Source organism: Gloeobacter violaceus PCC 7421, assembly GCF_000011385.1.
Classification (GTDB): Bacteria; Cyanobacteriota; Cyanobacteriia; order Gloeobacterales; family Gloeobacteraceae; genus Gloeobacter; species Gloeobacter violaceus.
Map to the genome: position 1 here is coordinate 1,677,128 of NC_005125.1, position 26,271 is coordinate 1,703,398.

General features: G+C 62.7%; 31 protein-coding genes. 15 read left to right on the forward strand and 16 right to left on the reverse strand.

All coding sequences use genetic code 11. From position 1 onward, the window contains the following. Positions 1-30 precede the first annotated feature (30 nt). Entirely contained in the window at positions 31-1,587 is a 1,557-nt protein-coding gene (locus GLL_RS08095; protein ID WP_011141556.1) for a ferredoxin--nitrite reductase, read from the reverse strand. A gap of 176 nt (positions 1,588-1,763) precedes the next feature. Here GLL_RS08095 and GLL_RS08100 point away from each other — a divergent pair, with 176 nt between their 5' ends. The 3 genes from GLL_RS08100 to GLL_RS08110 are packed head-to-tail and all read left to right on the forward strand — an operon-like array spanning position 1,764 to position 4,607. Further along, the gene (locus GLL_RS08100) at positions 1,764-2,744 is read left to right on the forward strand and encodes a LysR family transcriptional regulator (protein WP_011141557.1); all 981 of its coding nucleotides are present in this window, start codon (positions 1,764-1,766) and stop codon (positions 2,742-2,744) included. Continuing rightward, a complete protein-coding gene (locus tag GLL_RS08105) occupies positions 2,744-3,781 on the forward strand; it encodes an anthranilate phosphoribosyltransferase family protein (RefSeq protein WP_011141558.1) in 1,038 nt (345 codons plus the stop codon). Before GLL_RS08100 ends, GLL_RS08105 begins: the two co-directional genes overlap by 1 nt. Before the next feature lie 46 nt (positions 3,782-3,827). Then, positions 3,828-4,607 (forward strand): Uma2 family endonuclease, encoded by a 780-nt coding sequence (locus tag GLL_RS08110; RefSeq protein ID WP_011141559.1) that lies wholly within the window; start codon positions 3,828-3,830, stop codon positions 4,605-4,607. A gap of 8 nt (positions 4,608-4,615) precedes the next feature. On the opposite strand, the gene GLL_RS08115 is transcribed toward GLL_RS08110, so the two are convergent. The 3 genes from GLL_RS08115 to GLL_RS08125 are packed head-to-tail and all read right to left on the reverse strand — an operon-like array spanning position 4,616 to position 8,090. After that, positions 4,616-5,188: a Uma2 family endonuclease gene (locus GLL_RS08115; protein WP_011141560.1), complete on the reverse strand. Its 573-nt coding sequence runs from the start codon at positions 5,186-5,188 to the stop codon at positions 4,616-4,618. 53 nt (positions 5,189-5,241) lie between these two features. Further along, complete coding sequence (locus GLL_RS08120) at positions 5,242-6,549, reverse strand: TldD/PmbA family protein (protein WP_011141561.1); 1,308 nt, start codon at positions 6,547-6,549, stop codon at positions 5,242-5,244. A gap of 2 nt (positions 6,550-6,551) precedes the next feature. Further along, positions 6,552-8,090, reverse strand: coding sequence for a TldD/PmbA family protein (locus GLL_RS08125; protein WP_011141562.1), 1,539 nt, complete (start codon positions 8,088-8,090; stop codon positions 6,552-6,554). 48 nt (positions 8,091-8,138) lie between these two features. Between GLL_RS08125 and GLL_RS08130 the strand changes: the two genes are divergently transcribed. From GLL_RS08130 to GLL_RS08170, 9 genes are all read left to right on the forward strand, one after another. Then, on the forward strand, positions 8,139-8,327 hold the full coding sequence (locus GLL_RS08130; protein ID WP_011141563.1) for a hypothetical protein: 189 nt from the start codon (positions 8,139-8,141) through the stop codon (positions 8,325-8,327). 36 nt (positions 8,328-8,363) lie between these two features. After that, positions 8,364-8,735, forward strand: coding sequence for a VOC family protein (locus GLL_RS08135; RefSeq protein WP_011141564.1), 372 nt, complete (start codon positions 8,364-8,366; stop codon positions 8,733-8,735). Positions 8,736-8,800: 65 nt separating this feature from the next. Further along, entirely contained in the window at positions 8,801-9,271 is a 471-nt protein-coding gene (locus GLL_RS08140) for a hypothetical protein (protein WP_011141565.1), read from the forward strand. Positions 9,272-9,523: 252 nt separating this feature from the next. Beyond that, positions 9,524-10,807, forward strand: a complete 1,284-nt coding sequence (locus tag GLL_RS08145; protein WP_011141566.1) for a CmpA/NrtA family ABC transporter substrate-binding protein — start codon at positions 9,524-9,526, stop codon at positions 10,805-10,807. Between the two features lie 32 nt (positions 10,808-10,839). Then, positions 10,840-11,685, forward strand: coding sequence for a nitrate ABC transporter permease (gene ntrB, locus GLL_RS08150; RefSeq protein WP_011141567.1), 846 nt, complete (start codon positions 10,840-10,842; stop codon positions 11,683-11,685). A gap of 6 nt (positions 11,686-11,691) precedes the next feature. After that, a complete protein-coding gene (locus tag GLL_RS08155) occupies positions 11,692-13,659 on the forward strand; it encodes a nitrate ABC transporter ATP-binding protein (protein WP_011141568.1) in 1,968 nt (655 codons plus the stop codon). A gap of 14 nt (positions 13,660-13,673) precedes the next feature. Then, positions 13,674-14,471 (forward strand): ABC transporter ATP-binding protein, encoded by a 798-nt coding sequence (locus tag GLL_RS08160; protein WP_011141569.1) that lies wholly within the window; start codon positions 13,674-13,676, stop codon positions 14,469-14,471. Continuing rightward, the gene (locus GLL_RS08165) at positions 14,461-16,539 is read left to right on the forward strand and encodes a molybdopterin oxidoreductase family protein (protein WP_011141570.1); all 2,079 of its coding nucleotides are present in this window, start codon (positions 14,461-14,463) and stop codon (positions 16,537-16,539) included. Before GLL_RS08160 ends, GLL_RS08165 begins: the two co-directional genes overlap by 11 nt. A 35-nt stretch (positions 16,540-16,574) precedes the next feature. Beyond that, a complete protein-coding gene (locus tag GLL_RS08170; RefSeq protein ID WP_164928811.1) occupies positions 16,575-16,982 on the forward strand; it encodes a globin family protein in 408 nt (135 codons plus the stop codon). 16 nt (positions 16,983-16,998) lie between these two features. Here the strand turns inward: GLL_RS08170 and GLL_RS08175 are convergent, their stop codons facing one another. From GLL_RS08175 to GLL_RS08190, 4 genes are all read right to left on the reverse strand, one after another. Beyond that, positions 16,999-17,415 carry a type II toxin-antitoxin system VapC family toxin gene (locus GLL_RS08175; RefSeq protein WP_011141572.1) on the reverse strand — a complete coding sequence of 139 codons (417 nt, stop codon included), beginning with the start codon at positions 17,413-17,415 and terminating at the stop codon, positions 16,999-17,001. After that, positions 17,412-17,666, reverse strand: a complete 255-nt coding sequence (locus GLL_RS08180) for a hypothetical protein (protein WP_011141573.1) — start codon at positions 17,664-17,666, stop codon at positions 17,412-17,414. Before GLL_RS08180 ends, GLL_RS08175 begins: the two co-directional genes overlap by 4 nt. 27 nt (positions 17,667-17,693) lie before the next feature. Continuing rightward, on the reverse strand, positions 17,694-17,972 hold the full coding sequence (locus GLL_RS08185; RefSeq protein WP_164928812.1) for a hypothetical protein: 279 nt from the start codon (positions 17,970-17,972) through the stop codon (positions 17,694-17,696). Positions 17,973-18,048: 76 nt separating this feature from the next. After that, entirely contained in the window at positions 18,049-18,744 is a 696-nt protein-coding gene (locus tag GLL_RS08190; protein ID WP_164928813.1) for a HEAT repeat domain-containing protein, read from the reverse strand. Positions 18,745-18,845: 101 nt separating this feature from the next. On the opposite strand from GLL_RS08190, the gene GLL_RS08195 reads away from it, so the two are divergent. From GLL_RS08195 to GLL_RS08205, 3 genes are all read left to right on the forward strand, one after another. Continuing rightward, positions 18,846-19,676, forward strand: a complete 831-nt coding sequence (locus GLL_RS08195) for a DUF3598 family protein (RefSeq protein ID WP_011141575.1) — start codon at positions 18,846-18,848, stop codon at positions 19,674-19,676. 15 nt (positions 19,677-19,691) lie between these two features. Continuing rightward, positions 19,692-19,916: a hypothetical protein gene (locus GLL_RS08200; RefSeq protein WP_011141576.1), complete on the forward strand. Its 225-nt coding sequence runs from the start codon at positions 19,692-19,694 to the stop codon at positions 19,914-19,916. A 113-nt stretch (positions 19,917-20,029) separates the two neighbouring features. Further along, positions 20,030-20,257: a hypothetical protein gene (locus tag GLL_RS08205; protein ID WP_164928814.1), complete on the forward strand. Its 228-nt coding sequence runs from the start codon at positions 20,030-20,032 to the stop codon at positions 20,255-20,257. A gap of 153 nt (positions 20,258-20,410) precedes the next feature. Here the strand turns inward: GLL_RS08205 and menA are convergent, their stop codons facing one another. The 8 genes from menA to GLL_RS08245 all read right to left on the reverse strand — a co-directional run bounded on the left by menA (position 20,411) and on the right by GLL_RS08245 (position 26,121). Further along, positions 20,411-21,298 (reverse strand): 2-carboxy-1,4-naphthoquinone phytyltransferase, encoded by an 888-nt coding sequence (menA, locus tag GLL_RS08210; RefSeq protein ID WP_011141577.1) that lies wholly within the window; start codon positions 21,296-21,298, stop codon positions 20,411-20,413. A gap of 46 nt (positions 21,299-21,344) precedes the next feature. Further along, on the reverse strand, positions 21,345-21,887 hold the full coding sequence (locus tag GLL_RS08215) for a DUF721 domain-containing protein (RefSeq protein ID WP_011141578.1): 543 nt from the start codon (positions 21,885-21,887) through the stop codon (positions 21,345-21,347). Positions 21,888-21,950: 63 nt separating this feature from the next. Further along, entirely contained in the window at positions 21,951-22,595 is a 645-nt protein-coding gene (gene folE, locus GLL_RS08220) for a GTP cyclohydrolase I FolE (protein WP_011141579.1), read from the reverse strand. 23 nt (positions 22,596-22,618) lie between these two features. Then, positions 22,619-23,350 carry an SDR family oxidoreductase gene (locus tag GLL_RS08225; RefSeq protein WP_269446175.1) on the reverse strand — a complete coding sequence of 244 codons (732 nt, stop codon included), beginning with the start codon at positions 23,348-23,350 and terminating at the stop codon, positions 22,619-22,621. Between the two features lie 76 nt (positions 23,351-23,426). After that, entirely contained in the window at positions 23,427-23,963 is a 537-nt protein-coding gene (locus tag GLL_RS08230; protein WP_011141581.1) for a hypothetical protein, read from the reverse strand. A 39-nt stretch (positions 23,964-24,002) separates the two neighbouring features. Next, the gene (locus GLL_RS08235; RefSeq protein WP_011141582.1) at positions 24,003-24,425 is read right to left on the reverse strand and encodes a hypothetical protein; all 423 of its coding nucleotides are present in this window, start codon (positions 24,423-24,425) and stop codon (positions 24,003-24,005) included. Further along, positions 24,422-25,645: an NADH-quinone oxidoreductase subunit NuoH gene (nuoH, locus tag GLL_RS08240; RefSeq protein WP_011141583.1), complete on the reverse strand. Its 1,224-nt coding sequence runs from the start codon at positions 25,643-25,645 to the stop codon at positions 24,422-24,424. Before nuoH ends, GLL_RS08235 begins: the two co-directional genes overlap by 4 nt. 14 nt (positions 25,646-25,659) lie before the next feature. Next, positions 25,660-26,121, reverse strand: coding sequence for a hypothetical protein (locus GLL_RS08245; RefSeq protein ID WP_011141584.1), 462 nt, complete (start codon positions 26,119-26,121; stop codon positions 25,660-25,662). Positions 26,122-26,271: the final 150 nt, after the last annotated feature.

Below are 26,271 nucleotides of genomic sequence, written 5' to 3' on the forward strand. Positions count from 1 at the left end.
TTGCGATCCTTTGGCAGAAACCCCCAGCTCTCAACTGGCCAGGGCCACCGGCCGCTCCTCGGCACCGAAGTGTTCGATAAGCAGCCCCTTGAGCACGGCGGCCAATTCGTCGCAAGGCACACCTTCGCGCACCACTTCGCCGAAACGGGCCTCCCGTCCCACCTGACCGCCCATCAGAATGTCCACTGCATCGACGCTCTGTCCGGCCACTTTGGTGCGGGTGCCGATCAGGCCGATATCACCGATTTGCGGCTGGCCGCAGGAGTTGGGACAACCCGACCAGTGGATACGCACAGGCTGGGGCAGATCCAGTTCGCTTGCAAGGACATGGGCGAGCTTCAGGGCGCGCTCCTTAGTCTCGATGATGGCCAGGTTGCAAAACTGCGCCCCCGTGCAGGAGACCAGACCGCGCAGCAGCGGATTCGGTTCGGGGGAAAACACTGCCAGCAGGGGCTCGACCAGCAGGGCCTCCAGCTTCTCCTCGGCGACGTGGGGGATCAAAAAGCTCTGCTCGACGGTAAGGCGCACTTCGCCCTGACCGTAAACCTCGGCGAGGTCGGCCACTTCGAGCGCCTGGTGCGCCCACAGCCGGCCGATGGGCACATGCAGGCCGACAAAGCAGTAGCCCGCCTGTTTCTGGGGCCAGACACCGACGTGGTCGCGCTTGTCGTAATCGATAAATTCTTCGTGGGCGGCAGGCGGGAGCGCAAAGCCCAGGTCGGCTTCGACGGCGGCCCGAAACTTCGAGATCCCCCAGTCTTCGAGCAAGTAGATAAGCCGGGCGCGGGTGCGCGCCTCGCGCGGGCCATGGTCGCTGTAGATGCGCAAGACGGCCGCGCACAGCGGCGCCACCTGCTCAGGAAGCACAAACGCATCGAGCGGGAGCGCCGGGGTGGCGCGCTGGGAATTGAGCACCCCGCCCACCAGCACGTTGAAGCCGATGCGTTCCTCCCGGCGCGCCGGAATAAAACCGATGTCGTTGATTTCGGCGTGGGCCGAGTTCTCGCGGTCGCCGGTGATCGAAATATTGAACTTGCGCGGCAGGTTGCTGAAGGCGAAACTGCCCCGGCCGCCCTCGGTGATCAGATCTTGCATTTGCTGCACCAACGGGCGCACATCGATGAGTTCGTCAGGATCGATGCCCGCCACCGGGGAGCCCACGATGTTGCGCACGTTGTCCATGCCCGATTGCACCGTGGTCAACCCCACCGCCTCAAGGCGCTCCTGGATAGATACGCTGTCCTCGATGCGCAATCCACGCATCTCGAGATTCTGGCGGGTGGTGATATCCAGTTGCTTGACGTCCGAGAATTCCGCAAGAATCCCCCCAACTACCCGCAACTGCTCGCTGCTCAAGATCCCCCCCGGTACGCGCAGACGCACCATCCAGCGGCCCGGCGTCTTCTTGCGGAAGAACCAGCCGATCCACTTCAGCCGCTCCAGATCGCCCTTGGAAATCGCCTCCCACCCGAGACGGGCAAATTCGATCAGCTCGGCCTTGACGGCAAGACCGGGTTTTTCATCCTTGATTTTTTCGATCGGGTTTGCCACAGCACCTTCCAGACAATAACGGCAGCTCCTTTCCACAGAAGCGGTCCCGGGCGCAACAAAATGTGCCCGTCTCTACAAAAATTGCCAACCGAAAACCAACGGTTATTGAGTCAATAACCTTTCGAGAGCCAGCGTCCCACGAATGCTTTGAAGGAACTTAACTTTACGTAACCCCAGATACATTCGTGGCCGTGCGGGCCGGATATGGTCTGATGCACGGAGTGACTAACGGTTGGGGTTCCGGGTTGGATTCAAGGCAGCTGCAGTACTTTTTGGCATTGAATCATTGCGGCAGTTTCAGGCTTGCCGCCGAGCAGTGTGGCGTTTCCCAGCCAGGGCTCAGCAAGCAGATCATGGCTCTCGAAGGCGAGCTTGGGGGACCGTTGTTCGACCGTACCGGTCGGCGGGCATCCCTCACACCCTTGGGCGAATGCTTTTTGCCTTACGCCCGCCGCGCCTACAAAGAACTCGAACAGTCCCGTGCCGCCATCGGCGAGTTGTTGAAGCCCGATCGGGGCGAAATTTGCATCGCCGGGCTGCACTCGGTCAACGCCTATTTGCTGCCGGCGCTACTGGCGGTTTTTCGGCAGAAGCATCCCGGTACGCAGCTGCGCCTCACCTCGCTGGGTTCTGAGCGCATCATCAAGGTGCTGCTCGACCGGTTGGTGGATGCGGCCATTTTGATGGGGCCGGTCCATTCGCCGGAACTGGTGAGCACGCCGCTCTACGAAGAAGAGCTGGTTGTGCTGCTCCCGGCGCACCACCCGCTCGCGCGCCGTCCGAGCGTGCGGCTTGCGGAGGTGGCGATCCTGCCGCAGGTGGTCTTCCGCGACGGGTACGCCATGCGCACCGCCCTGGTGCAGCACTTTCGCGCCATCGGCGCCACGGTCGATGTGGCTGTCGAACTGAATACCCTCGAAGCGTTCAAAGAAATGGTCCGTCAGGAAGTGGGGGTGGCGATCCTGCCGCTGTGCGCCGTGCAGCACCTGGGGACGGATTTGGTCATCGCCCGCCTCGAGGAGCCCTCGATCACCCGGCGCGTCGAACTGGTCTGCCGCAAGGACAACTACCAGGTGCCCGTGGTGGCGGCCTTTACGCGCCTGGTGGCCGAGCACCTGCCCACCGCCTTCGCCCGCTGGGTCCACACCGGCCCCGAACCCTGGCTGCGCGAAGCTTCGTACCTGGCGGGCTGATGAGCACGGCCTTTCGCGAATTCGTCAAAAAAATCGGCTCTGGTCGCCTCACCGGCCGCGACCTCACCCGTGAAGAATCCTGCCGGGCGATGGCGATGCTGTTGCACCAGGAAGCCACCCCGACGCAGATCGGTGCTTTTTTGATCGCCCACCGCATCAAGCGCCCGACCCCGGAAGAACTGGCGGGCATCCTCGACGCCTTTGATCAAGTGGCAAGACCGCTGACGGTCCCGGCGGACGCCCCACCGCCGCTGGTGCTGAGCAGCCCCTACGACGGCCAGGACCGCCTCGCCAACGTCACACCGCTTGCAGCCTTGATTGTCAGTGCCCTGGGCCAGGGGGTGGTGCTGCACGGCAGCACCGACATGCCCCCCAAGCACGGCCTCACCAGCTTCGACCTGCTGGCAGGTCTGGGGGTGGACCTGAAGCGCGACCGGCAAATCCTCAGCGAGCAGTACCGGGCGACAGGTCTGGGCTGGGTGTACCTGCCCGCCCATTTTCCTGAGGCATTTGCTTTGCAGGCTTTTCGCGACGAGATCGGCAAGCGTCCGCCGGTGGCCACCGCTGAACTTTTCTGGAACCCGGTCGGCGTGGGTCTGCCGGTGATCGGCTACACCCACCGCGAGACGATCACCCTGGCGGTCCAGACCGCGCCGCTTCGGGGTGCGACCGCGATGGTCATGGTGCGGGGTCTGCAGGGCTCGGTCAACTGCACGCTGTTTCATCCCAATCTCGGGGTGCGCTGGACGGCGGCGATGGATACCCCCGAACCGTTTCGCATCCTGGCAAGCGACCACGGCCTGGGGGACGACGATCTGTCTCTGGTGGGCGACGGCCAAGATCTCGAACGCCAGTCCGGTCTGTGCCTGGAGACCCTCCAGGGCAAGGACACCCCCCTGCGTCGGGCGACGATCTTCAACAGCGCCTTTTTGCTGGTCCAATCCGGCCACAGCGCTTCGCTCGAGACAGCAATTCCGCTTGCCGCCCGGGCGCTCGACGAAGGGCTCGCCTGGCGGCAACTCGAAAAGCTGCGCTAGCTTCCCAACCAGGCTTTAATAGGGACAGACGTCCTGGAAGTTGCCGATGACCACCGACCGGCCGCCGCGGCGCTCACTTCCCACCATGTATGATCTTCCCAGTGAAGAGGTGGGTCAGCCCGGATTGCCCGACGAATACCATCTGCGCCAGGCGCAGCTTTTGACCGAGACCTTTCGGCCCACGACCCACCCGGCCGAGCGGATCTTCACCGCCTGCGACGTCAATTTGTACTACGATCCGCTTCACACCGGCTATTACAAGCGTCCCGACTGGTACGCGGTGGTGGATGTGCCGTCGCTGTACCTGGGTCAGGATATGCGCAGAAGCTACGTGCTCTGGGACGAGCAGGTGCGTCCGCTGGTGATTGTCGAATTGCTCTCGCCCGGCACCGAGGATGAAGATCTGGGCCTCCGGCCGCGCAGACCCGGGGAACCCCCCACCAAGTGGGAAGCCTACGCGCAGTACGTGCGGGTGCCCTACTACGTGGTCTTCGACGGGGCGACCTGTGAATTGCGGGTGTTCCGCCCGCGCGAAGGCACCTTCGTACCCCGGCGCATCAAAGACGAGCGTGTGTGGGTGCGGGAGGTGCAGTTGTCCCTGGGCATCTGGCGCGGCGAATACTTCGGCTGCCGCCGGGCTTGGCTGCGCTGGCGCGACGGCGAAGGCAACTGGGTTCTCACCCCGGCCGAGCAAGAACGAGCACGGGCCGAGCAAGAAAAAGCGCGCGCTGAACAAGAAAAAGCGAGGGCCGACCTGGCCGAGCGGCGGGCGGCGGCGATGGCCGAGCGGTTGCGGGCGTTGGGTGTCGATCCTGACGACCTGTAATCGAGCGTTTAGCTTTCGAAGCGGACCTCTTCGTAGACTTGGGCCATCGAGACACGCAGATCCAGGCTGGCAAAGCGGATTTCGTGGTCTTCTTCAGTGTAGGGGTGCAGTTCCCAAATGCCGACGGGGTTGCGCCTGAAGCAATCGACACCCACGCGCTCAGCATCGACGAGCACGTATTCGCTCAGGGTTTCGATGCGCCGGTAGCGGCGAAATTTGGTGCCCCGATCGTAGGCTTCGGTGGTTGGTGAAAGCACCTCGATCACCAGTGTCGGGAAGTGAATCGCCCGCGCGGCATTCCTGTCGCGCTCGTCGCAGGTGACGACGACATCGGGGTACAAAAACGGTCCTTGCTCCGAGACGCCCACTTTGGCGTCCGAACTGAACACGCGGCAGGGTCCGCCCCTCAGGTGCAGTTTCAACGAAAAAGCCAGATTGAGGGTGACAGCGGCGTGGGGAATCGTCCCTCCGGTCACCTCGAACACCTCGCCGTCGACGTACTCGTGCTTGTACTCCTGGAGCGCTTCCCACTCGAAGTACTCCTGCGGCGTCAGACCCTGCCGCTTCGGATTGGCGATCATTCGGACGGATCTCCTGGAGCGGACCGAAAATGGTTGCTTATATTCTGCCCCGGCTAAAAGCTGCTGCCGCTCACAAAATTGAACTCGGCCACCTTGAGGGCCGGCAGCAGGCTGGGGGGCAGTTCGTTGTCGGCCGCCGCCTCGGGGCGGCTTAAAGCCAGCGTGCTGGAGAGCATGGCCAGCAGGCTCTGGTTGAAGCGAAGCACCTTCACTCCCCGGGTCAGTTGACCCTTTTCGATCAAAAATGTGCCGTCGCGCGTCAGGCCGGTGACCGTTGTTTCGTCGGGTTTGACGTCGCGGACGTACCAGACGTGGGTGACGAGCAGCCCCCGCTCGGTGGAGCGAATCAGATCTTCGATGCTTCTGTCCTCGCCCTCCATCACCAGGCTCCGGGGGGCGGGCACCGGGGGGCGGTTATTTTTTTGGGCGGTGAAGCGGTCCCAGCGCATCTGCTGGAACACACCCCGATCGATCCAAGGCAATTGCGGTTGGGGCAATCCTTCCTCATCGAAGGGCACCCCCGGCAGACGGGTATTGGCAGGGTCAGTGCGCAGAGTGATATTCGAGCCGACCAGTTGCCGGCCCATTTTGCCCGACAGGAACGTCACCCCGTCCAGGGTGTCGCGGGCGTCCATCTGCTCCACCAGGTGAAAGAGCAGCGTGCCCACCGCCGCCGGGGCGAGGATGACCGTGTAGCGGCCCGGCTCGACGGCCACGGGATTGACGCCCCGGCGGGCCTGCTCGATGGCGCTTTGGGCGATCCGCTCCGGCGACAGCAGCGCCATGCGCGAGGCGACATCGCGCGCCCAGCCGGAACTGTCCGGTCCCTGCAGCGTGCAGCCAATCTGGGCATCGGTGCGCAGGTGGTAGGCAAACAGGCCGCTACTTGCCGCCACCACCGAGACGCGCTCAGCGCTTTCGACCGTTCCGGCCGCCCGCAGGCTCGCCCGGCCCGCCGCCCCGGCGATGCGCCCGGCGCGTTTGGCGCGCTCGACCGGTGTAAGGTTGGCGGTGGCCGGGTCGTAGGCATCCACCGCCAGATACTGCTGCCGGGGCAAAGGCGGCAGATATTCCGGGTCGGGCCGGGCCACCCGGGCAAGCTCCTCGGCCCGCCGCACCGCCGTGCGGATCGCCTCTTCGCTCAGGCTGCTCACCCGGGCACTGGCGCGGCGGTTCTCGAAGGCGACTTCGACTGCCAACTCGGTGCCCGCATCCAGGGTGTTCTGGGTGATGGCGTTGTTGGCAAAGCGGGTGACGGCATTGCGGCGCTCACCCAGGCGCACGAGCACATCTTTGGCGCTCGCCGCTTTGAGGGCGGTTTCGACCATTTTTTGCGCCCGCTCGGCGTTCAGAAAAGCCATAGCTAAATCTTTCGACCCGAACCGACTTCAATCTGCCGGAAGCGGGCCGGGGCGGCGCCGTGGGTCATCCGCCCCGCCTGCCCCGGCTGGCCTTTGCCGCAGTTGATGAGCCCCCAGGGCCGCCAGTACTCAGGACCGCACACCGCGTCGCAGGCACCCCAGAAGGCGGGGGTCGTGCCCCGGTAGACGACATCTTTGAGCATCTCCGCTTTTTTGCCGCCCCGGATGCGATAAAAAAGATCGCCGCCAAATTGAAAATTGAGCCGCTTCTGGTCGATCGAGTAGGTGCCGGTGCTCTCGATATAGACGCCGTCTTTGGTATCGGCAATCAAGTCCTCCGGCGATCCTGCCCCTGGGGCCAGGCCGACATTGGCGATGCGCACGATCGGCATAAATTCCCAGCTCTCGCAGCGGCAGGACCCGTGGGAGCGCCTGAAACCCACCTGAGGAGCCACCTCCCGGTTGGTGGAGTAGCCCACCAGCCGCCCCTCGCGCACGATATCCCACCGCTGGGCAGCCACCCCCTCATCGTCGTAGCCCAGCGAGGCGAGCCCCCCCGCAAGCGTATTGTCGGCCACCAGATTGACCTGGGCTGAGCCGTACTGGAGGCGGCCCAACTGATCGGGAGTGGCAAAAGTCGTCCCGGCGTAGTCGGCCTCATAGCCCAGGGCGCGGTCCAGTTCGGTGGCATGGCCGACGCTCTCGTGAATCGTCAGGTGCAGATTCTCTCCGTCGAGAACCAGATCAAAAATCCCCTGGGGCGCCTCGGCGGCGGTCAGTTTTTGTTTGGCCTCCCCAGCGACCCGCTCGGCGTTGGCGAGCAAATTTCCCGCCTCGATATGTTCCCAACCCGCCTGCAGCGGATGGATTTCATAAAAGCGCGACTGCTGATCGCCCTCCCCGGCGGCATAGGCCGTGATCCCGCCGTGGGTGATCAGGCTTTCGATGTGCAGCAGCGCCCCTTCGCTCGACGCAAAGTACTTATCCGTACCCATCAAAAAAATAAAACCCGTCGCCACCTTCACCTCGTTCACCCTACGCATCTGCTCCGTGCAGGCCAGCAGCAGATCCACTTTTTTATCCACCGGCACCTCGAAGCTCTCGACGGTGCGCGGCGAGCGGAACTGACCGCGGTGGACAGGCTCAGGAGCGAGCTTGATGGGCGTCTGCTGGGCCAGGGCGCTCGCTTTGGCGATCTCCACCGCCCATCGAGCGGTCTGCTTTGCACTTGCGGGGGTAACAGCGGCGGAACTGGCAAATCCCCAGGCCCCCTTCGCCAGGCAGCGAACCCCAAACCCATACGTCTCCTCATCGCTCAGTTGCGCCATCCGGTCGTTGCGCGCCACGAGCACCTGCTGCCGCTGCCGGATAAGGCGAATATCGGCATAACTCGCCCCCGCCTGCCGGGCCGCCTTCACCGCTTCAGCGCACACCTCAGCCACCCCCACCTGGGCAGCCTCCCCCCGCTGCGGCACCATCAGCACCGGCGTAGCGGCCAAAAGCCGGAGCAACTGACGACGGGGCAACAGACATCGAGACATCGCACCAAGTCCACGCAGGCGCTTTATTGTAGGCAACTCAGGTGTCAGGTGTCAGGTATCAGGGGAAAACCGTCGATCATCTACAAATTCGTCATCGTGCTCTTTGCCAACCTGCGCGCCCTGCACGGCTGGCGGTCCTTTCAGCAGCCATGGCACTACGTCGAAGGCTGTCTTATCGCCAAAGTCGATCTCAAAAGCAGCCACAGGATCCTGCACAAAAAGTTCGGCTGCAAATAAGCTGGAAAGTAGCCGTCTGCCCGTGGAGCCGGTGCGATGAAGAACCCCGCATCCTATTTTGAAATACCCGTCCTCGACATCGAGCGCGCCGTGCAATTTTACTCCGCTGTGTTTGGTTATCACTTTGTCAAAGAGCAGATCCATGGCAATGAGATGGCCCTTTTTCCAATCTATGAAGGCCAAGAGGGAATCAGCGGCGCTCTGGCTCAGGGCGAGATTTACGTACCTTCGAAGAATGGCTCATTGATTTATCTGAACTCCTCAGATATCGACGACACCTTAAGCAAAGTGCAGTTAAACGGCGGAGCTGTGCTTTTACCCATGACGCCTGTTGGAGAACTTGGTTTTGTTGCTGAGTTTGAAGATAGCGAAGGCAATAGAATTGCCCTTTTTCAAAACCATGAGTGATGCTGACCCCTGATCTATCAAAAGAGTTGGGGATAATGGACTAGAGATTGCCCGTTCACCTACCCATGTACTCAATCGATAATCGGGATTTCATCACCGAGCGCAAGGATCTGCCGCAATCTTCGGTCGGTGCTCCCTGTCCCGCTGCCATATTTGGTGAGCATTTTCTGCATCTGGCGTACTACCTGGAAGAACGCGAAGAGGGCTGGGACGGCTCGAGCGTTCACATTGCCGATGTGCATTCGCAAGGGGAACCCTGCGCACTTGTCCTCTTCACCGATGCCATCGCTCATCTGTTCGGCCCGCCAAACGATGAAGCGTTCGCGGGCCACCCTTTGGCACAACGAGGCCTCGAGCCGTACGCAGTGTTCGAAGTTGAAAATTCATCTTGGATTTGGGCGCTCGAACGAATGCACACGGTTCATCCCAACTATCGGCCTGAACAATTTGCGAAGTACAAGCATTTCATCTTCGCATTCCACGACAGTACGTTCGAATGTATCGCGCGCCTGGAATGGCAGAGCCGTCTTTCCTGAAGCGGGCTCTTCAGGATACAAGCCGGCAGGGCGCGGCCCTTCCCGCTTTTGCGCACTAAAGATTTTCTAGAAGACACATCTTTGTGCCTCCAGCCGCCAAGCAGGGCCGACATCCCTGACGGGCATTCCATGTGGTTATCGGCTTGATAACAAATGTTGCGATCCTGGGATTTTGTGTATCAGAAAACACGATTAGGCCGCGGTACAGCGTGTTTCCTGATGTAAACAAAGGCCAGATTGCAGACTTCCGCCATGCCCGAAGATTCCGCCCAGTTCACGCTCACCCGCCGCGGCTTGCTCCAGGCAGCCGCGGCGGCCACGGTCGGTTCGCTGCTGACCCCCGGTTATGTGGGGGCGGCCGACGCCCCTGAGACCACCAAGGCCCGGCTTGGATTTATTTCGCTCAGCGACTGCGCGCCGCTGGTGATCGCCAAAGAAAAAGGTCTGTTCGACAAATACGGCATGAAGGACGTCGAGGTCGCCAAGCAGGCGTCGTGGGGGGTGACCCGCGACAACCTCGAACTGGGTGCCGGGGGCGGCGGTATCGACGGCGCCCACATCCTCACGCCGATGGTGTATCTGATTGCCAACGGCAACATCACCAAAGGCAGTAAGAAAGTGCCGATGTTCATCCTGGCCAGGCTCAACGTCAACGGCCAGGGCATCTCGGTGGCCAACAAATATAAGCTCCTCAAGGTGGGCCTCGACGCCGCGCCGATGAAGGCAGAAGCGCTCAAGGCCAAAGCCAACGGCGATCCGATTACCGTCGCTCAGACTTTCCCGGGGGGCACCCACTGGGCGTGGCTGCGCTACTGGCTCGCCGCTGGCGGCATCGACCCGGAGACCGACGTCAAGATGATCACCGTGCCGCCCCCGCAGATGGTGGCCAACATGAAGACCGGCGTCACCGACGCTTTTTGCGTGGGCGAGCCGTGGCACCAGCAGCTCATCAACCAGCAGATCGGCTACACGGCGGTGACCACCGGCCAAATCTGGAACCGCCACCCGGAAAAATCCTTTGCCCTGCGCGCCGACTACGTCGAGAAATATCCGAAGGCGACAAAAGCGCTGTTGATGGCGGTGCAGGAGGCCCAGATCTGGGCCGACAAGGCCGAGAACAAGGACGAACTGGCCCAGGTTGTCAGCAAGCGCAGCTGGATAGGCGCCCCGGTCTCCGACATCGTGGCGCGCTACAAGGGCATCATCGACTACGGCGACGGTCGGCCGGTGGAGCGCAACAGCCCCCACATCATGCAGTTCTGGAAAGATTTTGCTTCTTACCCTTATCAGAGCCACGATCTGTGGTTTTTGACCGAGGACATCCGCTGGGGCGTCCTGCCCGCGACCACCGACACCAAAAAGCTGGTGGCGGCGGTCAACCGCGAGGATCTCTGGCGCGAGGCGGCCAAGGCCCTGGGCCAGCCGGCTCCCAAAGGCACCTCCCGGGGTGTCGAAAAATTCTTCGACGGCGTCGCCTTCGACCCGACCAAGCCGGAAGCGTACCTCAAGAGCGTCAAGCTCAAGAAACTGGCCTGAACGACCGGGCCTCTCACTAGCGGGAAAAATTCATGACGACGACAAACGAGACGGCCATCGCCCCGGCGCGGGGCGAAGCAGCCGGAACCAGTCCCCAGGTGAAAGCTTTGCTGGAGCGCAGCAGCACCGTAGTACTGCCGCTGATCGCGGTGGCGATATTTTTGGGCATCTGGCAGGGCCTCAGTGCGGCGGGGCTTACCGGCACGCTGCCGGGGCCGCTGCAGGTGGTCCAGGACGTGCAGCCGCTGATTACGGGCTTTTTTAACAACAGCGAGAACGACGTCGGTATTGCCTGGCAACTGGCTGCCTCGCTGCAGCGCGTGGCAATTGGCTACACCCTGGCGGCGGTGGTCGGTGTCTCAGTGGGCATTTTGATGGGTTCGATGCGGTCCTTCCAGCTGGCCCTCGACCCGATCTTTCAGGTGTTGCGCACGATCCCACCCCTGGCGTGGCTGCCGATTGCCCTGGCGGCCCTCAGCCAGGCGAACCCGAGCGCGATTTTCGTCATCTTCATCACCGCCGTCTGGCCGATTATCATCAACACCGCCGTCGGCGTGCGCTCAACCCCCCAGGACTACCGCAACGTCGCTAGCGTCCTGAAGCTTTCAAAACCCACTTACTTCTTTCAGATCTTGCTACCTTCGGCGGCTTCTTATATCTTTACGGGGCTGCGCATCGCCGTCGGTCTCGCCTGGCTGGCGATTGTCGCCGCCGAGATGCTCACCGGCGGCGTCGGCATCGGCTTTTTTATCTGGGATTCTTATAACAGCTCGCGCATGGCCGACATCATCCTGGCGGTGCTGTGCGTCGGGCTGGTGGGCTTTGTCCTGGATCGGATGATCTACTACGCCGGCCGCCTGCTGGTCGCTTCGGAGTAAACACAAATGGCCTTTCTTGAAGTTCAGAACGCGGGCAAGACCTTTACCGCTCGGGACGGCTCGCCCTACGAAGCGCTCAAAAACGTCAATCTGCAGATCCAGCAGGGCGAATTCGTCTCGATCATCGGCCACTCCGGCTGCGGCAAATCGACGCTGCTGAACCTGATTGCCGGGTTGGGGCTGGTCACCGCCGGCCGGGTGGTGGTGGACGGCGTGGCGGTGAGCGGCCCCGGGCCGGACCGGATGGTCGCCTTTCAGAACCATTCGCTGTTGCCGTGGCTCACCGTGCGCCAGAATATCGCCCTCGCGGTCAAGGCTGTGCACAAACAAATCGACGAAGCCGCCCGCGGGCGGATTGTCGAAGAGCACCTGGAGATGGTGAGCCTGCGCGCCGCCGCCGACAAAAAGCCCGGCCAGATCTCAGGCGGCATGCGCCAGCGGGTCGGGATCGCCCGGGCGCTTGCCACCCGGCCGAAGGTGCTGCTGCTCGATGAACCCTTCGGGGCCCTCGACGCGCTGACGCGCGGACGATTGCAGGAGCAGCTGCTCAAGATCTGGGAAGCCCACCGGATCACGGTGGTGATGGTCACCCACGACGTCGAAGAAGCGCTCCTGCTCTCCGATCGAATCGTGATGATGAGCAACGGTCCGGCGGCGAAAGTCGCCGAGTTGATGACGGTCGAATTGCCCCGGCCGCGCACGCGCATGGAGGTGATCAACAACCCCCACTACTACCGCCAGCGCAACGAGCTTCTGTATTTTCTCAACAAGGCCAAAAAAGCCGCCCAGGGCGCACCCGTCAGAACTCCCGCCACTACATCATCCGGCGGCAATCTGGAAAAGACCGCCCTCGCGGTCGGTTTCGTGCCCCTTTCCGATTGTGCGCCGCTGGTGATTGCCCAGGAGAAGGGCTTTTTTGCCCACCACGGTCTCGAAGTGAGCCTTTCGCGCGAGCCCAGTTGGAAGGCGGTCCTCGAAGGACTGGTCGAAGAACGCCTCGATGCCGCCCAGATCGTCGCCCCGATGGCCTTCGCCGGGATGCTGGGCGGCGCCGGTGTGCCCCTGGTGGCTTCGCTGGACCTCACCCGCAACGGCAACGCCGTCACCCTGCACCGTCGCTACTGGGATCAAGGCGTGCGCGACCGCGAGGGCTTCGCCCGCCTCGTCAAAAGCGGGGGGGACGGGCGGCGTCCCGTGCTGGGCGTCGTCCACGCCACCTCGATGCACAACTTACTGTTGCGCCACTGGCTTGCGGAAGTGGGCATCGACCCGGACAAGGACGTGGATCTGATCGTCATCCCACCGCCGCAGATGGTGGCCAATCTGCAGGCGGGCAACATCGACGGCTACTGCACGGGCGAGCCGTGGAATGCCCGCGCCGTCCACGAGGGGCTCGGTTTTGTGCCCGCCACCAGCCTCGATCTGTGGTCCGGCCACCTCGAAAAAGTGCTGGGCGTGCGCGCAGCCTGGGCCGCGGCTCACCCGAAGACGCACCTGGCGCTGGTCAAAGCCCTCATCGAAGCCTGCCGCTACGCGGCGGACCCGGCCCACCGCGAGGAGGTCATCCGCCTGGTCTGCGCTAAAAATTACGTCAACGCCGACCCTGCCTACGCCGCGATGGGGCTTTCGGGCAACTACGACCGCGGCTTCGGGGCACCTGAGCGCCTCGAAGGCTTCAACCGCTTCGACGGCTGGAGCGCCAATCCCACCGAAAGGCTGTGGATCCTCACCCAGTTGGCCCGCTGGGGACTGCTCACCTCCCTTCCGGTTAACTGGCGCACCGCCATCGACCGCGTCTGGCGCGACGAGCCCGCCCGCGAAGCTTGCGCCCAACTGGGCATCGCAGCGCCGCCCGAGCCGGTCTACCGGCCCCTGACCCTGCCCGGGGGCGACACGCTCGAGCCCGACGACCCGACTGCCTATATCGAACGCTTCGCCATTCGCAAGTCCGCCCGCTCGCTCAATGCCGTCTAACCCTACCCGCCACCATGATTCAGCCCTTTCTCGAATTGAGCTATATCTCGAAGATCTTCCCGACGCCCAAGGGGCCGTTCGTGGCCCTCAAAGACGTCGCCCTCAAAATCCGCAAAGGCGAATTTATCGCCCTATTGGGCCACTCCGGCTGCGGCAAATCGACTTTGCTCAACATCGTGGCGGGCCTCAGCAAGGCCAGCGCGGGCGGGGTGATCCTCGAAGGCAAAGAAACCGACGAACCCGGCCCCGACCGGATGGTCGTCTTTCAGAACTACGCGCTGCTGCCGTGGCTCACCGCCTACGAGAATGTCCATCTGGCGGTGCGCTCGACAATGCCCGGCGCGCCCGAAAGCGAAAAGCGTTCGGTGGTCGAGCGCTACCTGGCCCTGGTCGGCCTTGGCGGCAAGGCCGACAAGCGACCGGGGGAGATTTCGGGCGGCCAGAAGCAGCGCGTCGCCATCGCCCGGGCGCTTGCCACTCGGCCGAAGGTGCTGCTCTTGGATGAACCCTTCGGTGCCCTCGATGCGCTGACGCGCGAGGAGATGCAGGAGGAAGTGCTCAAGATCTGGGAAGCCGACCGCACCACCGTGCTGATGATCACCCACGAGATCGACGAAGCGATCTTGATGGCCGACCGGATCGTGATGATGACCAACGGCCCCGCCGCCACGATCGGCGAAGTTTTCGAAGTTCCCTTCGACAGGCCGCGCTCGCGCGCCGAGATCCTCGAAGACCCGGCCTACTACACCCTCAGAAACCGCATCCTCGAATTTCTCTACGACCGCTTTGGAGAACCCGTCCTTGCCGACTGACACCCTGGCCAAAACTCTGTGTCCTTACTGCGGTGTGGGCTGTGGCCTGGAGGTGACCGCGGATGCGCGCGTGCGCGGCGACCGCGCCCATCCCTCCACTCTGGGCATGGTCTGCGTCAAAGGGGCGACGGTGCTCGAATCGATCGGCAAAGATCGCCTGCTCTACCCGATGGTGCGCGCTCGCCTCGATGAACCTTTCAGGCAAGCCAGTTGGGAAGAAGCGCTCGCTCTGGTGGTCGGGAGGTTGCGCGCCGCTTCCCCGGAGAGCCTGTGCTTCTACGGCTCCGGGCAGTTTGTCACAGAAGACTATTACGTCGCCCAGAAGCTCTTCAAAGGCTGCCTGGGAAGCAATCATATCGACGCCAACTCGCGACTTTGCATGTCTTCGGCGGTGTCGGGTTACCTACAGAGCCTGGGTAGCGACGGCCCGCCCGCCTGCTACGACGATCTCGATCTGACCGATTGCGCCTTTTTGGTGGGCACCAACACCGCCGAGTGCCACCCGGTGCTCTTCAACCGCCTGCTCAAACATCGCAAGCAAGACCTCAATTCCCGGCTGGTGGTGGTCGATCCGCGCGCCACGCCCACCGCCAAGGCGGCGGATCTGCACCTGGCCATCCGACCGGGCAGCGACATCGATCTATTCAACGGCATCGCCCACCTGATCTTGCAGTGGGATCGCGCCGACCAGCGCTTTATCGGCGCCCACACCCAGGGATTCGCGGCAATGGCCGAGGTGGTGCGCCACTACCCGCCCGAGGCGGTCGCCCGCCGCTGCGGGATCACTACCGCGGCCCTGGAACTGGCCGCGCGCCTGTGGGTAAATTCGGCGCGCGTCCTTTCGCTCTGGTCGATGGGCATCAATCAGTCGATCGAAGGCACCGCCAAGGTGCGCGCCCTCATCAACTTGCACCTGCTCACCGCTCAGATCGGTCGGCCCGGATCGGGACCCTTCTCGCTCACCGGCCAGCCCAACGCCATGGGCGGGCGCGAGGCCGGCGGATTGTCGCAATTGCTGCCGGGTTACCGCAGCGTCGCAGACCCCGATCACCGCCGGCAAGTCGAAGAACACTGGCAGTTGCCGTCCGGCAGCATCGCGGCGCGGCCGGGGCGCACCGCCTGGGAGATGATCGAGGCGCTGGAGGCGGGCGCAGTCGAAGTCTTCTGGATCGCCGCCACCAACCCGGCGGTGAGCCTGCCGGATCTGGAGCGCACCAAGGCCGCCCTGCTGCGCTCGCCCTTTACGGTCTACCAGGACTGCTACTATCCGACCGAGACGGCCCGCTACGCCCACGTGTTGCTGCCTGCCACCCAGTGGAGCGAAAAGACCGGCACGATGACCAATTCCGAGCGCCGCGTCACCCTCTGCCCGGCTTTTCACCCTCCCCCGGGCGAGGCGCGCGACGACTGGCAAATTTTTGCCGAGGTCGGCCGCCGTCTGGGCTTCGCCGAGCAGTTCGCCTTTGCCGACGCCGCGGCGGTGTTTGCCGAATTTGCCGCCCTCACCCGGGGGCGCCCCTGCGAGATGACCGGCATCTCCCACGCCCGCCTGGAGCGCGAGGGACCGTTGCAGTGGCCCTGCCCGGCGGGTTCGGCGGGCACAGCGCGGCTTTACACCGATTGGCGCTTTGCGACACCCGATGCGCGCGCCCGCTTCGCCGCCTGCCACGCCCGGGGCCTCGCCGAACCCCCCGACCCCGAGTATCCCTTTGTGCTCATCAACGGCCGTCTCTACGGCCACTGGCACACCCTGACACGCACCGGCCGCATCGAGAAACTGCTCAACCTGTACCCTGAGCCGTTCATCGAAATCCACCCCCGCGACGCGGGCAAACTCGGTCTCGGCGAAGGCGACTGGGTCGAGGTGCGCTCGCGCCGGGGCGCTATCCGCCTGCCGGCCCGCCTCACCCTGGCGGTAGCACCGGGCACGGTCTTTGTGCCGATGCACTGGGGGGCGCTCTGGGCGGAGGCGGCCGAGGTCAACGCCCTCACCCACCCCGAATCAGATCCGATTTCGGGTCAACCGGAAGTCAAAAGTTGTGCAGTACAGCTTTCGGCGCTGCCTTGACGAAGTTATGTCGAGTGTTAATGGAGGTAACCGCGATGGCCTTGCAGGTAAAGCTGTTGGAACAGAGTTTTGAAGGCGTCAAACCGAACGCCCATGCGTTTGCCGCCAGCTTTTACGACAACCTTTTTTCGGATTTTCCGCAGACCCAAGCGCTGTTTGCCCACAGCGATATGCAAGCCCAGCAGCAAAAATTGCTCGCCTCGCTGGTTCTGGTGGTCGAAAACCTGCGCCAGCCCCAGGTGCTGAGCACAGCTTTGCAAGATCTGGGCAACCGCCACGCGGGTTACGGCATCGTTCCTGAGCACTACCCGATGGTGGGCACTTCACTGCTCAAGACGTTCGAAACTTACCTGGGCGACGCCTGGACCCCCGAGGTCAAACAAGCCTGGGTGGATGCTTACGGTGCCATCACCGGGCTGATGCTCACCGGGGCCGAAAGCTGAGTTGCAAGTACGGTATCTAAAGAATGCGGACGAACGGCTGCTTACGGTAGCGCCGGTAGATATCGAAGTCGCTGTCGAGGCTTGCGACGGCAGCGATATCCAGTCGCTCAGAGATCGCAACCAGCGACAGGTCGGCAAAATCCCCAGGAAGATCCGCGTACTGGGCATTCAACTCGGCGATGCGAACAAAGTCTTGGGGAAGCTGAGGAACACACTCGTAGACTTCGCGAGCCAGATCCAGTAAAAACTCGTTCTGGGTTCGCCAGTCGCGGCTGAGCAACCAGTTCACCTCCGTCACACAGCTGGGGGTAGTTAGCAGCCGACTTGTGCAATTTGCAAAAAACCGCACCACCCGACTGTGGTGAGTATCGGTGTTGCTGTAGAAAGCAAACAGTACGCCGCTGTCGACCAGGACGAGTGGGTGGTGGCTCACCGTTGCCGCTGGCGCAAGTATTCAGAAATTGCTTGCTTGCGGTTTTCGCGCTCCGACAGATCTGGAGGGGCATCCTGCAATGGATGGCGAGGAAGACCACCACGACGTTCGAGAATGGATTTGCCGGCTTGCAGGCTTAGCCAGCGCTCACGGATCAATTGCCGAACCAGTTCGCTTCTGTCGGTCTGTTCGTAGGCGAGGATATCTGCCAGTTGGCGTTCGGTTTCGTCGTCGAGTTGAACGGTAAGCATGGCTTTTCAATTTGGGTGCGGTTTCATTCAGAGGTTGGTGGCGCCAGCCGGCACCGTCCAGCTAGTTAAGGTAAATGTATTTAGGTCGTACTTTCCAGGGGTAGCCCCGAAGCTGGATCCAAAAGTGCTCAAAGGAGCAACGGCACAGACGTCGTAGCCATAAATCAATAGTAAAAACCGCCGAGAATGCCAGCTCGTAAAAGCCTGAACCAATACCAGGACGACGGCAAGAAAAGCCAACGGATTTCCTTTAAGTAATTCGAGCACCAGAGCGACCTTCCCAGCGTCTTCCCAAAACGACTTCACTCTTTTGTCCTCTTTTTTCTTCGATTTTAAACTACTGTTGCCTTGGCTCCCGCCCAGATGACGCTCCCATAAATACCTAACGTTCAGCTTCGCCGTCGGCCAGGTTGGTGTCGGCGGGCAACCGTTGCAGGGCCTGGGCGGCGGCCTCGGCCACTTTAGGGTCGCTGTCCTTGGACAAGTAAGCGAGCGCAGAACGCCCGGCCGGATCGGCTATCCTGCCCAGGGCGTAGGCCAGACGGCGGCGCACCTCCGCCTGCGGGTGGCCGACAAAGGGGAGCAATCGCTCGACGGCGCTCGGGTTGCCAAGAGCACCCAGCCCGGTAATGGCGGCGTCGCGGGTCATCTCCACGGGACTTTCCAGCGCGTCGCACAGCACATCGAAAGCCCGCCCATCCCCCAGTTGCCCCAGGGCGACGACGGCGCTGTAGCGCACGATCCAGTCGGTGTCGGCGCGGTAAGTCCGCTCCAGCACCTCGAAGGCGCGCGTATCGCCCAAAGCCCCCAGCGAGCCGGCCGCCTCGGCGCGCACCGAGCCCACCTCGTCGCGGGAAATCAGTTCCTCCAGCGCCTCGAAGCAGCCGGGGGCTTTTTGTTTACCCAGCCCCACCGCCGCGTAGACGCGCACCAGCGAGGAGGGATCCTTGGCGGCCTGCTGCAGCAACGGCACCGCCTCGTCGGGCGGCAAAAAGCGCAAATCGAGGGCCGCTGCAATCCGCTCGCCGACGACGGCGCTTGCCAGCCGGACACGCAACTGGTCCACCGAATTTTCCATGGGCTCCACCCCACCTGGGAGCGCAGTATGCGGGCAATGCTACCACGCCCTTACCGGCCGGGATCACGTGGGACAATGGGGACGCCCGGTTGGTTCGACCCATGAGCGATTCGACTTCTCAGTGGGAACGTCTGCTGATGAACCTCGGAGCCTGGAAAGGCTCGTTTACGCGCATCGCGCCCACCGGCGAGCAGCTGGAGGATCTGCCGAGCCTGGTGAGCCTGGAGGGCCTCGATGACAACCTGACCATCCACCAGGTCGTGCGGCTTACCTCGCCCGTCGACGGCTCGGTGGTCAGTGAAAAAGCCTTCCGCTACAGTTCCTTGAGCCAGAGCATCTTGTTTTTCCCGGACGGTGCTTTTTGCCAGGGCTCGATGCAAATTGCCCCTCTTACCGAATTCGGCGCCGAGTTCGGCTTCATCGCAGGCAAACGGCGGCTGAGGCTGGTACAGCTTTACGACACCGATCACCAGCTGTCACGGATCACGCTGATCCGCGAGCACCTCGAAGGCCGTCCTGAGGCAGAGTCACCGCCGCTTATCGTCGAAGCGCTCTTGGGCGAGTGGAAAGGAGAAGCGTTGAGCCTCTATCCGGACTACCAGCCGCCCACCGTGGCGCAGACGTCCCTTACCGTCGAGCGCCGGGGAGACCAGCTGGTGCAACAGTTGCGCTCGGGCGATTTCGACTGGAGTTCCACCGCCCGCATCGAGGGGACGCGCCTGCTGTTTGACGAAGGCTTGCAGCCCGTGCAGGTGCTTTTACTGGCGGGTGGCGCTTCCTGCACTGGTCCACTCGTCCACACCTGGGGCAAGCCGGTGTTTCTGGAGGTGGGCTGGCTGGTGGAGCCGGGACTGCGCCAGCGGATAGTCCGCCGCTTCGGTGCCAAGGGCGAGTGGGTAAGCCTGACCCTGGTCACCGAGCGCCGGATTTAGAAAGTTGAGGTATTTGTGAAGCTACCTGATCCGCTGAAACGCGACATCCTCGATTTACAAGGTCGCCTGCTGGATCTTCTCGACGAAGTGACAGTCGTCGAGCGCAGCCTGCTTATGACCTTTGGAGAAACGGCTGAGACCACCGACAGCTTGACCGACTTGGACAATATCCGCGAGCAGGTTCAAGATGCGTACAGGCGGTTTTGGATTTTGATGGGCAACATTGCGGTCACTCCATAGCAGAGAGCGGTTGATAACATGAGGATGCTGGTATTGAGCCACAACCTCATTGCCGAGCGTATCGCCGCTTGCGAGCGCAGCATTCAAGAAATCAGAGAAGACTGGAGCCTGTCATGACCGCGGAACTTACTCCACGTATTCCGGATCCCGAAACTCGAGCCCGTCATCACGAGACCCTTAGCCACATCGCCGGGCAACTGCGCCAAATTAATGAACAGCTGCAAGCCAACATTGATGACCTCGAACATAAGTACCGTCAAAGCCCGATAGGGCAGTACCGCGACCGGTACCTGCTCAGGTCACATCCGCCGGAAAGCTTGCCGGGCCAGTCGAAACAGTAGGCCATCCCGAGCGCTCCGCGACAGCCAGAAGCCGGGCGGCCAGGAGGATAGAAAAGGGAATTGCGACCGTTTCGGTATAACCGACAGGCACTTCGGCATCGTAATCGCACCCAAAAAACACGGTCGATAGATTCTCCAGGCACCCAATCGGTCTTAGCGCGGCAACAGCGTCCCCGCGAGCAAACCCAGGGTGAGCAAGGCGCCGCTGACCAGGTGAAAGCGCGCCGCGAGCGGCAGAGCCCCCACTACCACGGCCGGGTTCGTTGCATTTTCGCGCACGAAGCTTACCAGCGAAACCGCCAGGGGAATGGTCGCCAGCGCCGCCAGCACCGTCCAGGGCAAAAAGCCGCCAATCACGGCTAGAAGGAGGACAACGTAGGAAGGAGAAATCACCCACCAGAAGCGCTTTGCAGCCAGTTCCGGTCCCCAGCGCACCACCGGGGTGCGCTTGTCGAATTCCCGGTCGTCCTCGTACTGGTAGAAGTGGTGGGCGTAGAGAATCGTGGCGGTCCAACTGCCCACGGCGATTCCCGCCAGGAGCGCCCCCAGTTCCCAGCTGCCGGTCTGGGCGCGGGTGGCGGTGAGCACCGCGATTGGTCCAAAGCAACTGCTGCTGATCCACTCGCCCAGACCCTTGTAGGCCAGGCGGAAGGGCGGTCCCTGGTAGGCGTACCCCAAAAAGATGCCGAGGCTGCCGAAAGCGAGTAGCCACCAGTCCTGCAGCGCCCAGAAGCACACGTACCCAATGCTCAAAAAAATATTGCCCACCCAGAGCACCTGGGAGCGGCTGCCGGTGGTGCGCACCAGCGAATTCAGCTTGTTGCGGTCCACACCGGTGTCCCAGTCGAACACGTCGTTAGTGAGGTTGATCCAGGCGTGTACGAAGACAAGCCCGGCGAGGGTTAAAGCAAAGCGCTGCAGGTCGAACACGCCCCCCTGCCACCAGGCGAAGGCCGTGCCCACCAGAATCGGGATGACCGAGGCGGTATAAATCAGCGGATTGAAACTGTTCAGCCAGGGCCTGAGGGGGCTGCCGGACACGGGTGGTTCTCCATCTTTTCCCTGGTCATTGTGGCACCAAAACCGCTCAAGGCCGCACGGCGCAACTGCCGCACATCCCCCAGCGCACCAGTTCGCCGCGCGGCGCCCCCATCCGGCAGCGCGGACACTCGGGCAATTGCTCGCCCCGCCAGCGCGCCAGTGTCCTCAGCCGCTCCAGCCTGTCCTGGAGCGTGGGCGGCCCCGCGCCCGGTGCCGGGGCGGGGTGTCCCGCCAACGGCACGATGAGCGGATGCTCGGGAGCCAGGGGAACCCGGCCCGTTTTCTCACGGGCGTACCAGCCGGTGGTCTCGAAGCGGATGTCGCGCAGCGGCTCGGCAGCACCCCAGATTTCGGCAATTTTGCCCATCAGCAAGCGGCGCTGATAGCCCAGGTTCTGCGCCCAGACCGCCCCGGAGACCGCCACGGTGAGCACGGCGTCCTGGAGCTTCAGCGGGCGGCAGTGGGCCGCCACTGCCTCGCCCACGACTTTTGCCCACTGTTTCTGCAGCTGGACGAGCCGCTGGTTGCGCGCCATCTGGGGATTGCGCACGAGATCGCCAAGCAAACTTGATAGAGAAACCGGCTTCATCCACCGCCAGGGTCGCTGTTCGCTGCCAGTATCTCCCGCGGGACGCTCTATGTCACCGGGCGATTAAAACGTCGCCTTGTGGTGGATCAGGTCCAGAAATTCCTGGCGGGTGGACTGGCTCTCTTTGAAGACCCCCACCATCGAACTGGTCACCGTCCAGGAATTGGGCTTCTGCACGCCGCGCATCACCATGCACATGTGCGAGGCTTCGATCACCACCGCCACACCCCGCGGCTGCAACACCTCCTGCAGCGCCTCGGCGATCTGGCGGGTGAGGCGCTCCTGCACCTGCAGGCGACGGGCGTACATCTCGACGATGCGGGCAAGTTTTGACAGGCCCACCACCTTCTGGTCGGGGATATAACCGACGTGGGCTCGGCCGATAAACGGCAGCATGTGGTGCTCACACATGCTGAATAGATCGATATCGCGCACCAGCACCAACTCGTCGTGCCCGAGGTCGAAGATGGCGCCGTTGAGCAGTTCTTCGAGCGACTGACCATAGCCTTTGGTGAGAAACTTCAGCGCCTCCGCCACTCGCTTGGGTGTGCGCTCCAGGCCATTGCGCTCGGGATCCTCGCCCACCCCGACTAAAAGCGTGCGGACCGCGTCCATCATCGGGTCGAGGCCGTTGCGGCTTGCGGCTTCTGAAGCGGAGTCGTCTTCGTGCCAGTCGGAAGGCAGAAAATCCTTGTGGGCAATCGTCATGTTTCGGTTTCCTTGTAAATGATTTAGAAAGTGCCCCGGCCGGGCATCAAAATCGCTGCTTCGAGCACAGCGTCGGGAGGAAGATTCACCGTGTAGAGCACCAACCCCGCGACGGTCTCAGCCGAAAGCATCGCCCCGCGCTCGAAGTCGGCCGCGACCGCTTCGCTGTCCCAGAGGGCCGTATCCACCGCCCCCGGGCAGAGGGCCGTCACCCGGATGCCCTCGGAGCGGACCTCCTCGGCGAGCACGCGCGTCATGGCGAGCAGGCCGGCTTTGCTGGCGCAGTAAGCTCCCCAGCCCGCAAAGGCGCGCTCGCCCGCGATGGAGACAAGGTTCACCACCAGACCGCTCCGCCGCGCGCGCATACCGGGCAATACAGCGCGGGTCATTGCAAAGGGTGCGGTCAGGTTGAGAGCCAGAACGCGCTCCCAATCCGCAACCGGCGTGCCCTCAAGCGTATTGGTGTAGGCCATTCCGGCACTGTTGACGAGCACGTCGATAGGACCGAGCTTGGTCTGGACGGCAGCCACCACACCGTCCGCGGCCCCAAAATCGGTGAGATCTTGCGCCAGGGCAACCGTTTTGGCCGGGGCCAGTTCCGATTGCAACTGCTCCAGGCGCTCGCGGCTGCGGGCCACCAACGCCACCCCGAAGCCCTGCTCCGCCAGACGCCTCGCCACAGCGCGACCGATGCCACTGCTTGCTCCGGTGATGAGGGCTACCCCCCGTATCCTGTCAGTTTGCGCTGATTCCAAGGCGGCTCTCAGGCAGATAAAAGCGTAGTGGTTTATACACCGTTATCCATTATAGAACGATAAGACCGGTCGCACTTCACTGGCCCTGGCGCCGTTGCCACAGTTGCTCGCGCAGCGCGAGCACCTCCTCGCGCAGGCGCAGGTTCTCTTCGCGCAGACGCAGATTTTCCGCCTGCAAGTCCGAGCTTGGCGGCTCGCCCCCCATGCGCATCGCCATATTGCCCATCTGCATCTCCATGGGTTTCATCGGCGGCACGGGGGCCATCGGCCGCATAGTCGGCTCGGCAGGCCGGGTGCGGGGGGGGCCGGAAACCGCGCGGCTGGGCACCGGCAGGGCGTCCTGGGGCGGCGGCGAACCGGCGCCGATTTGCCCGTGGCCAATCTGGAGCCAGAAGCTGCCCCGCTGCGACTGGATGCGCAGATGGACCGTCCCGTGGGACTGCCAGGCCTGGGGCTCAACCAGCCAGGCTCCAGTGGGAAAACCCGATTGCTGGCTTTGCTGCTGACCCACCGAGCCGCTCTGCAGGGACAAAAGCGTTTGCTCGCCCTGAAGGCTCACCGCCAACATCTGGCCGGGGCCGAGGTCGAAGACGTACTGCTGGGCGCGAAGCATCGAGGGAACCTCACTACGACACTCAGGTCTCGATCCTACCTACTTGCTGCGCGATTCCATCTGATCGAGTTCAGCGTCGGGCTTGCGGGATTTGGGCCTGGAGTACAGCAGCATCGCCACGGCCGCCGCCTGGGCAAGCCGCTCTTCGCGGCGCACGGGCTCTTCGGCGAAGTATTCGTTGAGCTGGGAGCAAAAGCTCTCGGGGGTGATGTTGCCGATGCTGGGGCTCACCGAGAAACTTTGCACTCCCGAAGTCTTGTAGGCCTTGACCGAACTGACACAGTAGGCAAGCTGGTTGGCGGGGGAGGCGGCCAGAAAATCGGCTCCGACTTTATTGCTGCCGAGGCCGCCCGCCACGGGCCGCTCCTCGGCGGTCCTGGCGGTCGAGGGGGTGCTCGCCTGGCAACCGGCCAGAAGGGCCGCTGCGAGTACCAGTGAGAGGGCAATGGGGTGATACATCATGCTCTTGCGGCGGTCGGTTTGGCGGCGGGCCGCTTCTGCAGCGACATCGCCACGAAGACGAGCCCCACAAAGATTATCAGCGGCAGATACAAAGGCAGCGTCGTCTTGAGCGTGTTGGAGAGCAACACCAGGGCGGCGGTCAACAACAAGTTAAAAAGCGACACCGGCAGCAGAAATTTCCAGCCCAGATCCAATAGTTGGTCGATGCGCACCCTGGGCAGGGTCCAACGCGCCAGGATAGCGAGGAACACGAAGAACGTCGCCTTCAAGATCGTCACACTGATACCGACCAGGGCATTGACCACCTGGAAGATCGGGTTGGAAGCCTCGATGCCGAAGAGCGCCGCCAGCGGTTCCAGCGGCACGATGAAGCTCCAACCGCCCAAAAACAGCACCGAGGCGATGAGCGAGGCGAGGATCAAATTGGCGTACTCGGAGAGATAGAACAGGGCAAACTTCATACCCGTGTACTCGGTGTGGTGGCCCGCCACCAGTTCCGACTCCGCCTCCGGCAGATCGAACGGGGCGCGCTCGGTCTCAGCCAACGCCGAAATCAAGAAAATCACAAAACCGATCGGTTGGCGCCAGATGTTCCAGGAGAAAAACGAAAACAGTCCGAGCGTCTCCTGCTGCTCGACGATGTCGACGGTCGAAAGCGAACTCGACATCATCACGATGGCGAGCACCGAGAGTGCCAGCGGAATTTCGTAGGAGATCGATTGGGCCGCCGCCCGCAGACCCCCCAGAAGGGCGTACTTGTTGTTGGAGGCGTAACCCGCCATCAGCGCGCCGATGGGCGAAATGCTCGCCACGGCGATGATGAAGAAAATGCCGATGGTGATATCCGAGAGCACCAGTCCCTGACCAAACGGAATGACCAGGTAGGAGAAAAACACCGGGATAATCACGATGGCCGGCCCGAGGGTAAATAGCCACGGATCGGCTTTGACCGGGATGATGTCCTCTTTGACCAGCAGCTTCACCCCGTCCGCCGCACCCTGGATCGAGCCGCCCAGACCGATAATCGTCGGACCCATGCGCTGCTGCATCATGCCCGACCACTTGCGCTCACCCCAGACGGCGGCGATCACCCCGACGGTGACGGTGAGCAAAATGACGATCATCGGCAGGGGCAACCACAGGGCGCGGGCGACGTCCGCCGGTACTCCCAAGCCACTCAAGCTTTGGGCAAACGCATTGCCCAAATCGATTCCTTCCATCTAAACGTGCCTACCTACTCGGTTTCCAGGGCCTGGACAAGCTGCTGGCGCTGCTTGGCGTTGAGGTTGCGCAGCCAGAAGACGTAATAGTCGATGTTGCGCCTGCCGAGGCCGCGCTCGACCGCACAGACGCTGCAGGTGTTGCCGGGCTCGGTGCGCAACTTGGCGGGCAGCTGTTCTTTTTTGGACAGAATCAGCGAGCCGAAGTCGCTGTGGCCGAAGCCAATGATGTCTTCGACGATTTTCTCGGCTTTTGGCCCGCGGATGGCGGCCAGGCGGTACTCCATCGGAATGCCGTTGTAGACCGGGGCACGGGAGACAAACGGAAGCTTGGTGCGGATCTCGGCGGCGGCAGCGTCGACTCCGACAGGTGCCGTCCCCTCGGCGGGCGGGGTGGCCGACTGGGCAGAGACAGAAAGGCTGCCCAGCACAGTCAGGCAAACACCGAGTGTAAAAACGGGAAGTGCACTTTTCATCGAATGGCTCGGGCTGGTTGAAGAATCATTTCTACTTGTAACATAGCGCTATTGCGGTGAGGAGATCCCCACCCGAGCAGGTAGGAAAACCGGCCGCCGAACCTGTCGACGCAGCGTTACAGTAGCGATAATCGGGACATTCATGCGATT

Coding starts and splice junctions, on each gene's coding strand:
- GLL_RS08195 (WP_011141575.1), top strand. CDS start 18,846: ATGAGCGATTCGACTTCTCAGTGGGAACGTCTGCTGATGAACCTCGGA.
- GLL_RS08245 (WP_011141584.1), bottom strand. CDS start 26,121: ATGAAAAGTGCACTTCCCGTTTTTACACTCGGTGTTTGCCTGACTGTG.
- GLL_RS08155 (WP_011141568.1), top strand. CDS start 11,692: ATGGCCTTTCTTGAAGTTCAGAACGCGGGCAAGACCTTTACCGCTCGG.
- GLL_RS08170 (WP_164928811.1), top strand. CDS start 16,575: ATGGCCTTGCAGGTAAAGCTGTTGGAACAGAGTTTTGAAGGCGTCAAA.
- GLL_RS08205 (WP_164928814.1), top strand. CDS start 20,030: ATGACCGCGGAACTTACTCCACGTATTCCGGATCCCGAAACTCGAGCC.
- GLL_RS08235 (WP_011141582.1), bottom strand. CDS start 24,425: ATGATGTATCACCCCATTGCCCTCTCACTGGTACTCGCAGCGGCCCTT.
- folE (WP_011141579.1), bottom strand. CDS start 22,595: ATGACGATTGCCCACAAGGATTTTCTGCCTTCCGACTGGCACGAAGAC.
- GLL_RS08120 (WP_011141561.1), bottom strand. CDS start 6,549: ATGGCTTTTCTGAACGCCGAGCGGGCGCAAAAAATGGTCGAAACCGCC.
- nuoH (WP_011141583.1), bottom strand. CDS start 25,645: ATGGAAGGAATCGATTTGGGCAATGCGTTTGCCCAAAGCTTGAGTGGC.
- GLL_RS08135 (WP_011141564.1), top strand. CDS start 8,364: ATGAAGAACCCCGCATCCTATTTTGAAATACCCGTCCTCGACATCGAG.
- ntrB (WP_011141567.1), top strand. CDS start 10,840: ATGACGACGACAAACGAGACGGCCATCGCCCCGGCGCGGGGCGAAGCA.
- GLL_RS08105 (WP_011141558.1), top strand. CDS start 2,744: ATGAGCACGGCCTTTCGCGAATTCGTCAAAAAAATCGGCTCTGGTCGC.
- GLL_RS08115 (WP_011141560.1), bottom strand. CDS start 5,188: ATGATCGCCAATCCGAAGCGGCAGGGTCTGACGCCGCAGGAGTACTTC.
- GLL_RS08160 (WP_011141569.1), top strand. CDS start 13,674: ATGATTCAGCCCTTTCTCGAATTGAGCTATATCTCGAAGATCTTCCCG.
- GLL_RS08125 (WP_011141562.1), bottom strand. CDS start 8,090: ATGTCTCGATGTCTGTTGCCCCGTCGTCAGTTGCTCCGGCTTTTGGCC.
- GLL_RS08230 (WP_011141581.1), bottom strand. CDS start 23,963: ATGCTTCGCGCCCAGCAGTACGTCTTCGACCTCGGCCCCGGCCAGATG.
- GLL_RS08215 (WP_011141578.1), bottom strand. CDS start 21,887: ATGAAGCCGGTTTCTCTATCAAGTTTGCTTGGCGATCTCGTGCGCAAT.
- GLL_RS08110 (WP_011141559.1), top strand. CDS start 3,828: ATGACCACCGACCGGCCGCCGCGGCGCTCACTTCCCACCATGTATGAT.
- GLL_RS08145 (WP_011141566.1), top strand. CDS start 9,524: ATGCCCGAAGATTCCGCCCAGTTCACGCTCACCCGCCGCGGCTTGCTC.
- GLL_RS08140 (WP_011141565.1), top strand. CDS start 8,801: ATGTACTCAATCGATAATCGGGATTTCATCACCGAGCGCAAGGATCTG.
- GLL_RS08180 (WP_011141573.1), bottom strand. CDS start 17,666: ATGCTTACCGTTCAACTCGACGACGAAACCGAACGCCAACTGGCAGAT.
- GLL_RS08190 (WP_164928813.1), bottom strand. CDS start 18,744: ATGGAAAATTCGGTGGACCAGTTGCGTGTCCGGCTGGCAAGCGCCGTC.
- GLL_RS08100 (WP_011141557.1), top strand. CDS start 1,764: ATGCACGGAGTGACTAACGGTTGGGGTTCCGGGTTGGATTCAAGGCAG.